The organism is Dactylosporangium darangshiense (assembly GCF_039537565.1).
Taxonomy (GTDB): Bacteria; Actinomycetota; Actinomycetes; order Mycobacteriales; family Micromonosporaceae; genus Dactylosporangium; species Dactylosporangium darangshiense.
The window spans coordinates 453,113-465,303 of sequence record NZ_BAABAT010000003.1 but is presented as its reverse complement, the minus strand read 5'-3'; the positions used below and the strand labels follow the sequence as shown (position 1 = coordinate 465,303).

The following is a 12,191-nucleotide window of genomic DNA, read 5'->3' as shown; positions in this document are numbered from 1 at the left end:
CCGCTTCGGGCCTGGCGGCCCTCCGCTGCCACCTCCGCGGTGCCAAGAGCCGAAAAACCCGCTATTCCCCATCGGATTGATAGGGGATACGATCGGCGGGTGATCGTCGTGCTCTCGGGGAACCCGCGCCCGCACTCCCGCACCCTGCACCTCGCCGAGGAGGTCGGCGCCGCGCTCGCGGCCCGCCTCGCCCAGCCGGTGCCGCACACCATCGACGTCGCCGCGCTCGGCACACGCCTGCTGCAGCCCGCCGACGGCCAGGTCCAGGACGCCCTGGACCGCCTGCGCCGCGCCAGCGTGCTCGTCGTGGCCACCCCGACGTACAAGGGCACCTACACCGGCGTCCTCAAGGTCCTGCTCGACCAGCTCCCGCCGCAGGCCCTCCGCGACGCGGCCGCCGTCACGGTGGTCACCGCCGGCGTACCGCAGCAGGCCGAGGCGACCGAACGCCACCTGCGCGAACTGCTCACCGAACTGGCCGCCGTCCCCGTGGACCCCGGCCTGGCCGTGGTGGAACAGGACCTGGCGAACGCCGGAACGGCCGCCGCCGAGTACGTGACCCGCATCGGCGACTCCTTCACCCCCGCCGGCGTGAGCTAGCCGTCGATCGATGCAACGGCCGACCGGAAGCGATGCGCCTGGCCGGTGAGCGGCTTCGGGTTCCCGCGATGCGCCGTGCCGTTGGTGAGCACTGCCGCTCTTGAGATCCGCGCGAGCGGCGCTCCGTGCCAGCGCGCTGCCTGGTCGCCGGTAAGTGCTGAGGCGCCGCGCATGCGCCGGTCGGCGGGGCCACCGAGCCGGCGGCGCGGTAAGACGCCGCGCGTGCGCGCTAGTCAGCGGGCGCGTCCAAGCCGGCGGCGTGGTGAGGCGCCGCGCGTGCGCGCTGGTCAGCGGGCGTGTCCAAGCCGGCGGCGTGCTGAGGCGCCGCGCGTGCGCCGGTCGGCGGAGCCTCTAGGCCGCCGGCGATGCGGCAAGGCGCAGCGCATGCGCGCTGGTCGGCGGGGGCCGCTGGACCGCCGGAGCATGGCGTGGCGAGGCGCCGCGCCATGCACCGGTCAGCGGGGCTGCCAGGCCGCCGGCGGCGTGGTGAGGCGCCGCACGTGTGCCGGCATCCGCCCGCGCACGACGTCGGCGAGGCTGACCTCGTCGAGCACGTTGCGCACTGCGGCCCGCACCGCGACCCACAGCTGCTGCAGGTGCTCGGCGGTGCCGGAGTACATGGCCTCCTCCGGCCGCACCCCCCGCACCTCCGCGAGCGGCCCGTCGACGGCGCGCAGGACGTCGCCGACCATGATCTCCGAGGGTTGGCGGGTGAGCACGTAGCCGCCGTCGACGCCGCGCTGCCCCCGCACCAGGCCCGCACGGCGCAGGTCGCCGAGCACCGCCTCGAGGAACTTGCGGGGCATGTCCTGTTCGTCGGCGAGTCCGGCGGCCGACACCACCGCCGGGTAGGCGGCGGCGAGCCCGAGCGAGGCTCGAACGGCATAATCCCCGCGCGCCGAGATGTGCATCGAAAGGCTGCCTTTCCGGCCGGGCTTGTGGCGTAGGTTGTCCGATACCAATGTAGGGGGCCCGCCCACGGGTGATCGCCGGGGTAGCGTTGTCGGATTATGCGATCAGATGAGCCGCGCCGCGGCGCCGACCACAATGTGATGCGGGAGGTCAACCGCTCACTGGTGCTGGCCCTGGTCAAGGAGGGCGGCCCGGTCTCGCGCGCGAGCATCGCCCGCTCGACGACCCTGGCCAAGCCCACGGTGTCCGCGATCGTCGACGAGCTCATCGCCGACGGCCTGGTCCGCGAGATCGGCCCCGGCTCCACGGCCGTCAGCGGCGGCCGCCCCCCGATCCTGCTCGAGTTCAACGCCCGCTCCCAACTGGTCGTCGGCGTCCACATCGGCGCCCGCCGCACCACGATCGCCATCGGCGACGCCGCCGGCGAGGAGATAGCCCGCCGCGAGTTCCCCACCCCGCGCCCGATGGAACGCCCGTCCGCACCCCATGCCGACCCGTCCGCGCAGGAGATAGCGGCCGCGGCCGCTCGCGACGACGCAGCGGATGGCACCATGCGCGGTGACAGCGACACTCCGACGCGGGACGGCGGCGTGGGGGCAAGGGACAGCAGCTCGTGGGACGGGCTTGCGCCCGCGGAGCCCGGGGTGGTGCTCGGGCGGGTGGCGGCCGAGGTGCGCGACGCGATCGCCGGGGCCGGGCTGCCGGGTGCGAAGATCGCCGCCGTCGGGGCCGTGCTGCCCGGGCTCACCGACTTCCACACCGGGGTCTGCCTGCTGGCGCCGAACCTCGGCTGGCGCGACGTGCCGGTGCGCGACATGCTCGCCGCCGAGCTCGGGGCGCCCGTGTACGTGCACAACGCCGGCCAGGCGGCGGCCGTCGCCGAGAACCTCGAGGGGGCGGGCGAGCGCGCCGGGGACCTTGCGCTGCTCTACGCCGGAACGGGCCTGTCCGCCGGGGTGCTGTCCGACGGGCGGGTGTTCCACGGCGTCGGCGGGACCGCGGGGGAGATCGGGCACAACGCGGTACCGGGGCTCTCGGAGCCCTGCAACTGCGGCAACGTCGGATGCCTGGAGACGGTGGCGTCGGGCCCGGCGATCGTGCGGGCCGCGCGGCGGGCCCTGGCGGCGGGGGAGGACTCCAGCCTGGCCGGGCTCGACGGGTTCGACGCGCGGGACGTGGCGGCGGCCGCGCAGGCCGGTGACGCGGTGGCGGGTGCGGTGATCGCGGCCGTCGGCGAGCACCTGGGGCTGGCGGCGTCGTGGCTCATCAACGCGTACAACCCGGCGCTCGTCGTGGTGGGGGGCGGCCTCGCGGCCATCGGCGACCTGCTGCTCGACCCGCTGCGGGCCGCGGTGGAACGGCACGCGCTCGCGCCGGCGCTGCGCGGGGTGGAGATCCGGGCGTCGGTGCTCGGGCCGGATGCCGAGGTGCGAGGGGCGGTGCTGCTGGCGTTGCAGCACTCGGAGACGTACTACCGCGTGGTGTTCCGCGCCTGAGGCTGCGTTCCCGTTCAGCACCGCGTCGCTTCCAACGCCGCGTCGCTTCCAACGCCGCGTCGCTTCCAACGCCGCGCCGCGCCGCGCTGCGCCGCGCTGCGCTGCCGCTGACGGCGCGCCCGTTGCCGTCCGGCGTTGTGTGAGGCGTTGCTGCGGGTAGGGGGCTTCCTGTGCGCCGCAGCCGGGACAGATCGCCCTCTACCGGGTGAAATTGCCGTGGAGAAGGGGCGGGAACCTCGTGTGATCGAGGTTAGTTCTTATCTTGAACAAACCCTCGCCCGCGGCGTAACCTGAGGCCCACATCCGCCAACACCCCGCCCGCGAAGAGGTAGCTCATGAACGATTACCAGCCCAGCCGCGAAGACAAGTTCTCCTTCGGGCTGTGGACCGTCGGCTGGCAGGCCCAGGACGTGTTCGGCGGGCCGACGCGCGCGCCGCTGGACTCCGTCGAGGCCGTGCACCGGCTGTCGGACCTCGGTGCCGCCGCGGTGACGTTCCACGACGACGACCTGTTCCCGTTCGGCAGCGACGACGCGACCCGGGACAAGCTCATCGGGCGGTTCAAGGACGCGCTCGACGAGACCGGCGTGCGGGTGGAGATGGTCACCACCAACCTGTTCAGCCACCCGATCTTCAAGGACGGCGGGTTCACCTCCAACGACCGCGCCGTCCGGCGGTTCGCCGTCAAGAAGGTGCTGCGCAACATCGACCTCGCCGCCGAGCTCGGCGCGGAGACCTACGTGCTGTGGGGCGGGCGCGAGGGCGCCGAGTCCGGCGGTGCCAAGGACGTCGCCGCCGCGCTCGACCGCTACCGCGAAGGGCTCAACCTGCTGTGCGCCTACGTGCGCGACCAGGGGTACGACATCCGCTTCGCTCTTGAACCGAAGCCCAACGAGCCCCGTGGCGACATCCTCCTGCCCACGATCGGACACGCCCTCGCGCTCATCGCGACGCTCGACGAGCCCGACCGCGTCGGCCTCAACCCCGAGGTCGGCCACGAGGAGATGGCGGGGCTGAACTTCGCGCACGGCATCGCCCAGGCGCTGTGGCACGGCAAGCTGTTCCACATCGACCTCAACGGGCAGCACGGGCCGCGTTTCGACCAGGACCTGCGCTTCGGCGCCGGGAACCTCCGCGGCGCGTTCTGGACCGTCGACGTGCTCGAGACCGGCGGGTACACGGGCTTCCGCCACTTCGACTACAAGCCGCCGCGCACCGAGGACTACGACGGGGTCTGGGAGACCGCCCGCGCCTGCATGCGCAACTACCTCATCCTGCGCGAGCGGGTCCGCTCCTTCCGCGCCGACCCGGACGTGGCCGCGGCGCTGGCGGCGGCGCGCGTCGAGGAGCTCTACGAGCCGACGCTCGGCGAGGGCGAGACCATCGAGTCGCTGCGCGCCGAGGAGTTCGACGTCGACAAGCTCGCCGCCCGCGGCGGCGCGTTCGAGGTCCTCGACCAGCTCGCGATGGAGCACCTGCTCGGGGTGCGTTCATGACCCTTGTCGCGGGGGTGGACACGTCCACCCAGTCGACGAAGGTGCTCGTGTGCGACGCGGACACCGGCGCGGTCCTGCGGGAGGGCCGCGCCGGCCACCCCGACGGGACCGAGGTCGCGCCCGCGCACTGGTGGCACGCGTTCGAGGAGGCCACCGCCGGCGGCCTGCTCGACGGGGTCGCCGCGATCGGCGTCGGCGGCCAGCAGCACGGCATGGTGCTGCTCGACGAGGCCGGCGAGGTGGTCCGCGACGCGCTGCTGTGGAACGACACCCGCTCCGCCGGCGCCGCCGAGGACCTCATCGCCGAGCTGCCCGGCGGCGCGGCCGGCTGGGCGGAGGCCGCCGGCTCGCTGCCGGTGGCGAGCTTCACCGTCACCAAGCTGCGCTGGGTGGCCCGGCACGAGCCGGAGGTCGCGGCGCGCGCCGCGGCCGTCGTCCTGCCGCACGACTGGATCACGCACCTGCTGCGCGCCGACAAGGGCGCCGGACCGACGACCGATCGCGGTGACGCCTCCGGCACCGGGTACTGGTCCCCGGCGACGGGGGAGTACCGCACCGACCTCGTCCGGCTGGCGTTCGGCCGCGACCTCGCGCTGCCCCGGGTCGCCGGGCCGGCCGAGGTCGTCGGCGAGACCGCGGGCGGCGCGCTGCTCGCCCCCGGCACCGGGGACAACATGGCGGCGGCGCTCGGCCTCGGCCTGCGCCCCGGCGACGTCGTGGTGTCGCTGGGCACCTCCGGCACCGTGTTCGGCGTGTGCGAGACGCCGGTGGCCGACAGCAGCGGTACCGTCGCCGGATTCGCCGACGCGAGCGGCCGGCACCTGCCGCTGGTCTGCACGCTGAACGCGGCCCGGGTGCTCACCGCCGCCGCGGACCTCCTCGGCGTGTCACTGTCCACACTGGATGAACTGGCGCTGTCGGCCGAGCCGGGCGCGGGCGGGCTGACGCTGCTGCCCTACCTCGACGGCGAGCGCACCCCCAACCTCCCCGCCGCGCGCGGCCTGCTCAACGGCCTCACCCGCGCCAACGCCGGCCCCGCGAACCTGGCCCGCGCCGCGTACGAGGGCATGCTGTGCGGCCTCGCCGACGGCCTCGACGCCGTCCGCGCGGTCGGCGTCCCCGTGGAGCGGGTGCTGCTCATCGGCGGCGCGGCGGCCTCCGCGGCGGTGCGGGCGATCGCGCCGGCGCTGCTCGGGATGCCGGTCAGCGTGCCGGAGCCGGGGGAGTACGTGGCGCTCGGCGCCGCCCGCCAGGCGGCGTGGGCGCTCCGCGGCACGGCGGAGGCGCCGTCTTGGCCGCTGTCCGCGGCCGAGGTCACCGCCGTGCCCACCGAGGGGATCCGCAAGGTGTACGCCGAAGTGCGCGACCGCGCACAGGCGCTGCTCAAGTAGCACGACTCCCGGGCCGGTGCGCCGCGCCGGCCCGGGATCCGCGGTGCGCGTCACCGCGTGGTTCGGGGCCGGTGTTCCTCGGGGCCCGGCATCATCGGGGCGGCCGTACCTTTCCGGTGCGGCCGTCAGTCCGGCCAGTTGCCGGTCAGGCGGCGCACGCCGGCCGCGCCGCCGCGGTCGATCGCCGCCTTCACCACCGCGAAGATGGCCCCCTGCAGGGCGGCGGCGGCCAGGACCTCGCCCCAGCCGTACTCGCGCGACGTCGCCTCCGGCGCCTCGTCCTCCCCGGCCAGGCGCCGCCACACCTGCCGGAACACGAAGCCCGCCGCGACCCCGCCGGCGACGCTGGACGCGATGCTGAACGGCTTGTACAACAGCTTGCTCACGTACGCTCCTCGGCTCGGCGGCTTTGGCGTGCAGGGCGGCGGGTCAGTTCCAGTAGTAGGTGCGGTAGGAGTTGCGGAGGTCATTGCGGTAGTTGTTGCGGTAGCCGATCAACGCGGCCAGGATCAGCAGCGCCGAGCCGACCACCCACGGCGCCGGGCGCTCCCGCACCGAGCGGGCCATGCGCGACAGGCCCCGCTCGACGCTCTGCCGCGGGCGGGTGCGCAGCTCGCGGCTGGCGTAGGCGGCGTTGACCGCCACCTGCTCGACGCCCTCGCGCATGCGCAGCCTCGCGGCGTTGACGGACGAGTGGACCGCACCCTGCGCGCGCGCCTTGACGTCGGCCTTCGCGGCGAGCGCCTCGACGGTCTGGCCGAGGTCGGCCCGGGTCCGGGCGATCTCCTCGCGCAGCGCGGCCGGGTCGGTCACCGTCTTGTGGCCGTTGTGGCGGTCGTGCTGCTGCTGGCTCGCGTCCTCGCCCATGCCGGAGCGGTCCTGGGAGGACTCGGTCGCGGTCATCGGTTCCCCCCGTGCTTGACCGAGGCGGTGATCGTGTCGATGTCGGCGCGGACGCCCGCGACGGTCTCCTGCGGCATCGGCGGCACCGCCTTGCGGACCTGGCCGCGGCCGAGCAGCGCGAGCAGCCCGGCGACGGCGAGCAGGACCACGCCGACGATGAGGGCCGACAGCCACGCCGGCATGACGGTGGCCAGCCCGATGATGACGGCGGCGAGCAGCGCGCCGACGCCATAGAGCGCCACGACGCCGGCGCCGCCGAACATGCCGACCCCGACGCCGGCCCGCTTGCCCTTCTGGGTGAGCTCGATCTGGGCGAGCTTCAGCTCGTCGCGTACCAGCGTGGAGATCTGCTCGGCCGCGAGCCGGACGAGCTCTGCGGTGGACCGCTCGCTCACCGGCGTGGCCGGGCTGGTGATCGGGTTCTGCACGCGCGGCGCGGCGGCCGGGCGGTCGTTCAGGGTGTACGTCATGGCTTCTCCTCTCGCCCGTATTCCCCTGATTCCCCGCCGTGGCCGGGGCTAACCCGTAACTGTGGCCGCGTGCGCACCGTCCGTCTCGCGGGTCACGACGGTGCTGTCCGGCTCGCTGCCGTCGCCCGGCTCCTCGCGGGCGCGGGGCGGCAGCAGGAAGCACAGCGCGCCGGCGAGGGCGAGCAGCGCGATCTCGAGCCACAGGACCCGCTCCAGCGAGCCGGTGAACCCGTTGCCGCCGACCCACGAGAAGAACGCGGTGCCGAGCACGGCCACGCCGATGGCGCCGCCGACCTGCTGTGCGGCGGTCAGGGTGCCCGACGCCGAGCCGACCTCGTGCTCGTCGACGGCGGCCAGGACGATGTCGAAGTACGGGGCCATGGACGCGCCCATGCCGATGCCGAGCACCAGCAGGGCCGGCACCAGCGGCCACGGCGTGGCCGGGCCGCCGGTCGCGGCGAGCGTGGCGAGCAGCGCGGCGGCGCCGAGGCCGACGACGGCGGTGCCGGCGACGAGCAGCCGGCGGCCGCCGAACCGGGCGCCGAGGACCTGCGCGGCGACCGCGCCGACGGCGGTGCCGAACGCCCACGGCGACTGGGCGAGGCCGGCGCGCAGCGGGGAGTAGCCGAGGCCTGACTGGAGGTACACGCTGATGATCAGCGTCAGGCCCATCAACCCGGCGAAGAAGATCAGCCCGACCAGCAGGCCCGCGTTGAAGCGGCGCTTGGCCAGCAGGGACGGCTCGACCAGCGGCGAGCGGCCGGCGCGCACCCGCCCCCGCTCGTAGCGCTGGAACGCCCACAGCGCCGGCGCCGAGGCGGCCATCGCCGCCCAGCACCACCACGGCCAGCCGAGCTCGCGGCCCTGCACGAGCGGGAAGACGAGCAGCAGCAGCGCACCGCCGAGCAGCGCGGTGCCGGGCAGGTCGAGGCGCAGGGCGCGGTCGCGCTCGGCGGCGCGGGGCAGCACGAGCGCGGCGCCGGCGAGCGCGGCGAGGCCGACCGGCAGGTTGATCAGGAAGATCATCCGCCAGCCGGTGCCGAAGAGGTCGGCGTCGACGAGGACGCCGGCGAGGATCGGGCCGCAGACCGCGGACAGGCCCATGACGGGGCCGAACGCGCCGAACGCGGAGCCGAGCTTGTCGGGCGGGAAGGCGGCCTTGATCAGGCCGAGGCCCTGCGGGATGAGCACGGCGCCGCACAGCCCCTGCAGGACGCGGCAGGCGACCAGCCAGGCCGGGCCGGGCGCGACGGCGCACAGCAGGGACATGAGGGTGAACCCGGCGGCGCCGGCGAGGAACATGCGGCGGCGGCCGAAGATGTCGCCGAGCCGGCCGCCGGTGACGAGGCCGACGGCGAACGCGAGGGTGTAGCCGGCGGCGAGCCACTGCAGGAACGCGGTGCCGCCGCCGAGGTCGGCGCGGACGGAGGGGCCGGCGATGGCGATGATCGTGGCGTCGAGGAGGTCCATCACCTCGGCGGCGAGCACGACGGCGAGGACGGCCCACCGCCATCGGTGGGGGTCGGGCGCCCGCGTGTGCTCTTCGGCGCCCGGCTGGTCGTGGATGTTCGGCTGCTCATCGGCGCTTGGTTGCGAACGGTGTTCGTTGGTCACGAACATCGTTCTACGTTCGAACACTGTTCGTGTCAAGTAATATTGTCGGGTGCCAGCAGCCGCAATCCCCGCCCCACCATGGCGGGCGCCGAAGAAGCCACCGGCCGCCCGCCAGCCCCTGAGCGCGGAGGCGGTGCTGAGCACCGCCCTGCGCCTCGTCGACCGCGACGGCCTCGACGCGCTGAGCATGCGCCGCGTCGCGCAGGAGCTCGGCACCGGCGCGGCCTCGCTGTACGCGTACTTCGCCAACAAGGACGAGCTGCTCGAACAGCTCCTCGACCGGATCGTCGGCGAGATCCCGCTCCCGTCCGCCGGCGCGCCCGACTGGACCGAGGAGGTCAAGCGCAGCTGCTACGCCAGCCGCGCCGTCTTCTGCGCACACCGCGACCTCGTCAAGGTCGCCCGGGCCAACATCCCGACCGGCCCCAACTCGCTGCGGTACACCGAGGCGCTCCTCGCCGTCCTGCGCGGCGCCGGCATCCCCGACCGCATCTGCGCGTGGGGCATGGACCAGCTCGCGCTCGTCATCGTCGCCGACGCCGTCGAGGCCGCCGTCCACGCCGACCTCGGCCGGCGCACCGAGGCCGACGCCGCCCCCTACCTCGCCCAGGTCCGCGACTACATGGCGAGCCTGCCCGCCGACGAGTTCCCCAACCTCGTCGCCATGGCCCCCGCGTTCATCGAGGGCAGCGGCGACGAGCGGTTCGCGTTCGCCATCGACCTCATGGTCGACGGCCTCGCCCGTCACGCGAAGGGTGCCGCCCGGTGACCGCGATCGTCGGCCTCGTGCACCGGGGCACCGTCTACATCGGCGGCGACAGCGCCGGCGCCTCCGGCTGGAGCCTGACCGTCCGCGCCGACAGCAAGGTCTTCCACAACAACGGCTACCTCTTCGGCTTCACCACGTCCTTCCGCATGGGTCAGCTCATCCGGTACTCCCTGAAGCCTCCGAAGCCGGTCGGCGACATCGAACGGTTCATGGCCACCAAGTTCATCGACGCCGTCCGCGAGTGCCTCAAGACCGGCGGCTGGGCCCGCCGCGACAGCGAGCGCGAGGAGGGCGGCACGTTCCTCGTCGGGGTCAAGGGCCGGCTCTTCACCGTCCACGACGACTATCAGGTCGCCGAGGCCGCCGACGGGTACGCCGCCGTCGGCGTCGGCGACGAGATCGCCCTCGGCGCCCTCTTCGCCACCGCACAGTCCCGCATGGCCCCCGAACGCCGCGTCGAGGTCGCCCTGCGCGCCGCCGAACGCTTCAGCGCCGGCGTCCGCGGCCCCTTCGTCTGCCTGTCCCAGCCACCGGGAGTGCTTTCGGAATGAAGCACTGCTCTACGGTGGGTCCATGACGTTCTCGATCGTCGGGCGCTCGGCCGACGGGCAGTCCTTCGGCGTTGCCGTGGCCAGCAAGTTCCTCGCCGTCGGGGCCGCCGTGCCGGCCGCCGAGGCCGACGTCGGGGCGCTCGCCACGCAGGCGTTCGCCAACCTGGCGTACCGCAGCCAGGGCCTCGCCCTCCTGCGCACCGGCACCGCCGCCGCGGACGTCGTCGCCGGACTCGTCGCCGCCGACCCCGGCCGCGACTCCCGCCAGGTCGGCGTCGTCGGCCCCGCCGGCGACGGCGCCACTTACACCGGCGGCGAGTGCTTCGCCTGGGCCGGCGGCGTCGCCGGCGACGGGTACGCCATCCAGGGCAACATCCTCACCGGCCACGCCGTTATCACCGAGATGGAGCGGGCCTGGCTCGCCGCACCCGGCCTGCCGCTCGCCCGCCGCCTGCACGCCGCCCTGGCCGCCGGTGACGCCGCCGGCGGCGACCGCCGCGGCCGGCAGAGCGCCGCCGTCCTCGTCGCACGCCGCGCCGCCGGCTACGGCGGCCTCAGCGACGTCGAGGTGGACCTGCGCGTCGACGACGACCCGGACCCCGTGACCCGGATCGGTGCCCTGATCGGCCTGTGGGAGCTGTACTTCGGCAAGCCCGACCCCGCCACCCTGCTCCCCCTGGAGGGTTCGCTCGCCGCCGAGGTCCGCGACCGGCTCGCCGCGCTCGGCCACGACGACCTCGCCGCGTGGGCCGGCATCGAGAACCTGGAGGAGCGGCTCGTCGACGGCGCGATCGACCCGCACGTCCTGGCCCACCTGCGGGCGGCGGCGCCCGACGAACAACCGCCAGCGGCGTAACCCGGCCCGCCGCCCGAGCTCGCTCTCGGGCCGGGCCTCCAGCGCCCCCACGATCCCGACGACGCCGGGTCGCCACGGTCCCGGCCGAGTCACGGAGCTTCGCGACGGCGCTCCTCGCGGGCGACCGCGGCGGCCGTCTCCGTGAGGGCGGCGAGGACCGCGGCGACCGACGGGCGGGCCGCCGCCGTCGAGCGCACCGCCGCCGTGATGCTCCGCTCGAGCGGGTCGCGCAGCGGGTGGCCGCGCACCTTGTACCGCCGGTCGACGGCCAGCTCCGGCAGCAGCGTCACCGACAGGCCCGCCTCGACGTGGGCGAGCAGCGGGGCGTACGAGGCGAAGACGGCGGCGACGTCGGGCTCGAACCCGGCTCGGCGGCACGCGCGGGTGATCAGGCCGTGGGTCCAGCTGCCCGGGCGCTCCGCCGACCACCGGGCGCCGGCGTGGTCGGCCAGGTCGACCGGGGACGCGTCCCAGGCGCGCGCGCCGGCCGCCGCGGTGACCAGGACGATACGGTCCGAGGCCAGGGCGGTGTGGGTGATGCCGGGGTCGATCGGCGCCGAGCCGTCGAACTGGTCCGCGGTCACCACCACGTCGCAGTCGCCGCGGCGCAGCGCCTCGACGCTCTCGGCCGGGTCGAGCTCGCGGATGTCGACGCGCAGCCGCGGGTGCCGCTCACGCAGCAGCAGGACCGCGGACAGGACGAACGTGTTGGCCGCGCTGGTGAACGCGCCGAGGGTGACCCTTCCCGCCGGGCCGCCCGCCGCGCCGGACCCGTCCGCACCCGCGTCGTCCAGCGCGACCGCCTCCGCGCGGGCCGCGTCCATCTGGTCGAGGATCGAGCGGGCGCGCCGGGCCAGGGCCTCGCCGGCGGCGGTGAGGCGCAGGCGGCGGCCGGCGCGCTCGAACAGCCGGGCGCCGGCCTCCCGCTCCAGGACCGCCAGCTGCTGCGACACCGTCGACGGGCTCAGGTGGGCGGCCTGCGCCACGGCACGGACCGTGCCGAGCGACGCCAGGTCGCCGAGCAGCTTCAGGCGCCACGGGTCGAACACGGTGCATCGCCTCCAAGATCGGTGCCCGGCGAGCGCGCGCCCGTCGCTCGCATTGTTCGATTCTGACGTACAAGCTGTGCGAGA

General features: G+C 74.9%; 13 protein-coding genes. 7 read left to right on the top strand and 6 right to left on the bottom strand.

The features are described 5' to 3' along the window. Positions 1 to 99 precede the first annotated feature (99 nt). Positions 100 to 600: an NADPH-dependent FMN reductase gene (locus tag ABD901_RS08890; RefSeq protein WP_345123192.1), complete on the top strand. Its 501-nt coding sequence runs from the start codon at positions 100 to 102 to the stop codon at positions 598 to 600. 455 nt (positions 601 to 1,055) lie between these two features. Here the strand turns inward: ABD901_RS08890 and ABD901_RS08885 are convergent, their stop codons facing one another. Then, positions 1,056 to 1,511 carry an RrF2 family transcriptional regulator gene (locus tag ABD901_RS08885; RefSeq protein ID WP_223102116.1) on the bottom strand — a complete coding sequence of 152 codons (456 nt, stop codon included), beginning with the start codon at positions 1,509 to 1,511 and terminating at the stop codon, positions 1,056 to 1,058. A gap of 99 nt (positions 1,512 to 1,610) precedes the next feature. Between ABD901_RS08885 and ABD901_RS08880 the strand changes: the two genes are divergently transcribed. The 3 genes from ABD901_RS08880 to xylB all read left to right on the top strand — a co-directional run bounded on the left by ABD901_RS08880 (position 1,611) and on the right by xylB (position 5,895). Further along, positions 1,611 to 3,008, top strand: a complete 1,398-nt coding sequence (locus tag ABD901_RS08880; protein ID WP_345123189.1) for an ROK family protein — start codon at positions 1,611 to 1,613, stop codon at positions 3,006 to 3,008. A gap of 335 nt (positions 3,009 to 3,343) precedes the next feature. Next, positions 3,344 to 4,504 carry a xylose isomerase gene (gene xylA / locus ABD901_RS08875; RefSeq protein ID WP_345123186.1) on the top strand — a complete coding sequence of 387 codons (1,161 nt, stop codon included), beginning with the start codon at positions 3,344 to 3,346 and terminating at the stop codon, positions 4,502 to 4,504. After that, positions 4,501 to 5,895 (top strand): xylulokinase, encoded by a 1,395-nt coding sequence (gene xylB, locus ABD901_RS08870; protein WP_345123183.1) that lies wholly within the window; start codon positions 4,501 to 4,503, stop codon positions 5,893 to 5,895. The genes xylA and xylB overlap by 4 nt, the downstream gene beginning before the upstream one ends. A 125-nt stretch (positions 5,896 to 6,020) precedes the next feature. On the opposite strand, the gene ABD901_RS08865 is transcribed toward xylB, so the two are convergent. From ABD901_RS08865 to ABD901_RS08850, 4 genes are read right to left on the bottom strand one after another with little or no spacing between them, the layout of a single operon-like run. Then, positions 6,021 to 6,281 carry a DUF4235 domain-containing protein gene (locus tag ABD901_RS08865; protein ID WP_345123181.1) on the bottom strand — a complete coding sequence of 87 codons (261 nt, stop codon included), beginning with the start codon at positions 6,279 to 6,281 and terminating at the stop codon, positions 6,021 to 6,023. Between the two features lie 43 nt (positions 6,282 to 6,324). Further along, complete coding sequence (locus tag ABD901_RS08860; protein ID WP_380136501.1) at positions 6,325 to 6,798, bottom strand: DUF3618 domain-containing protein; 474 nt, start codon at positions 6,796 to 6,798, stop codon at positions 6,325 to 6,327. Then, positions 6,795 to 7,268, bottom strand: a complete 474-nt coding sequence (locus ABD901_RS08855) for a phage holin family protein (protein ID WP_345123179.1) — start codon at positions 7,266 to 7,268, stop codon at positions 6,795 to 6,797. The genes ABD901_RS08860 and ABD901_RS08855 overlap by 4 nt, the downstream gene beginning before the upstream one ends. Before the next feature lie 48 nt (positions 7,269 to 7,316). Next, entirely contained in the window at positions 7,317 to 8,882 is a 1,566-nt protein-coding gene (locus tag ABD901_RS08850; protein WP_345123177.1) for an MFS transporter, read from the bottom strand. 49 nt (positions 8,883 to 8,931) lie between these two features. Here ABD901_RS08850 and ABD901_RS08845 point away from each other — a divergent pair, with 49 nt between their 5' ends. The 3 genes from ABD901_RS08845 to ABD901_RS08835 are packed head-to-tail and all read left to right on the top strand — an operon-like array spanning position 8,932 to position 11,058. Continuing rightward, the gene (locus tag ABD901_RS08845; protein ID WP_345123175.1) at positions 8,932 to 9,651 is read left to right on the top strand and encodes a TetR/AcrR family transcriptional regulator; all 720 of its coding nucleotides are present in this window, start codon (positions 8,932 to 8,934) and stop codon (positions 9,649 to 9,651) included. Next, the gene (locus ABD901_RS08840; RefSeq protein ID WP_345123173.1) at positions 9,648 to 10,202 is read left to right on the top strand and encodes a hypothetical protein; all 555 of its coding nucleotides are present in this window, start codon (positions 9,648 to 9,650) and stop codon (positions 10,200 to 10,202) included. Before ABD901_RS08845 ends, ABD901_RS08840 begins: the two co-directional genes overlap by 4 nt. Before the next feature lie 22 nt (positions 10,203 to 10,224). Then, positions 10,225 to 11,058: a DUF1028 domain-containing protein gene (locus tag ABD901_RS08835; protein WP_345123171.1), complete on the top strand. Its 834-nt coding sequence runs from the start codon at positions 10,225 to 10,227 to the stop codon at positions 11,056 to 11,058. Positions 11,059 to 11,147: 89 nt separating this feature from the next. On the opposite strand, the gene ABD901_RS08830 is transcribed toward ABD901_RS08835, so the two are convergent. Further along, the gene (locus ABD901_RS08830; RefSeq protein WP_345123169.1) at positions 11,148 to 12,107 is read right to left on the bottom strand and encodes a LysR substrate-binding domain-containing protein; all 960 of its coding nucleotides are present in this window, start codon (positions 12,105 to 12,107) and stop codon (positions 11,148 to 11,150) included. Positions 12,108 to 12,191 lie beyond the last annotated feature (84 nt).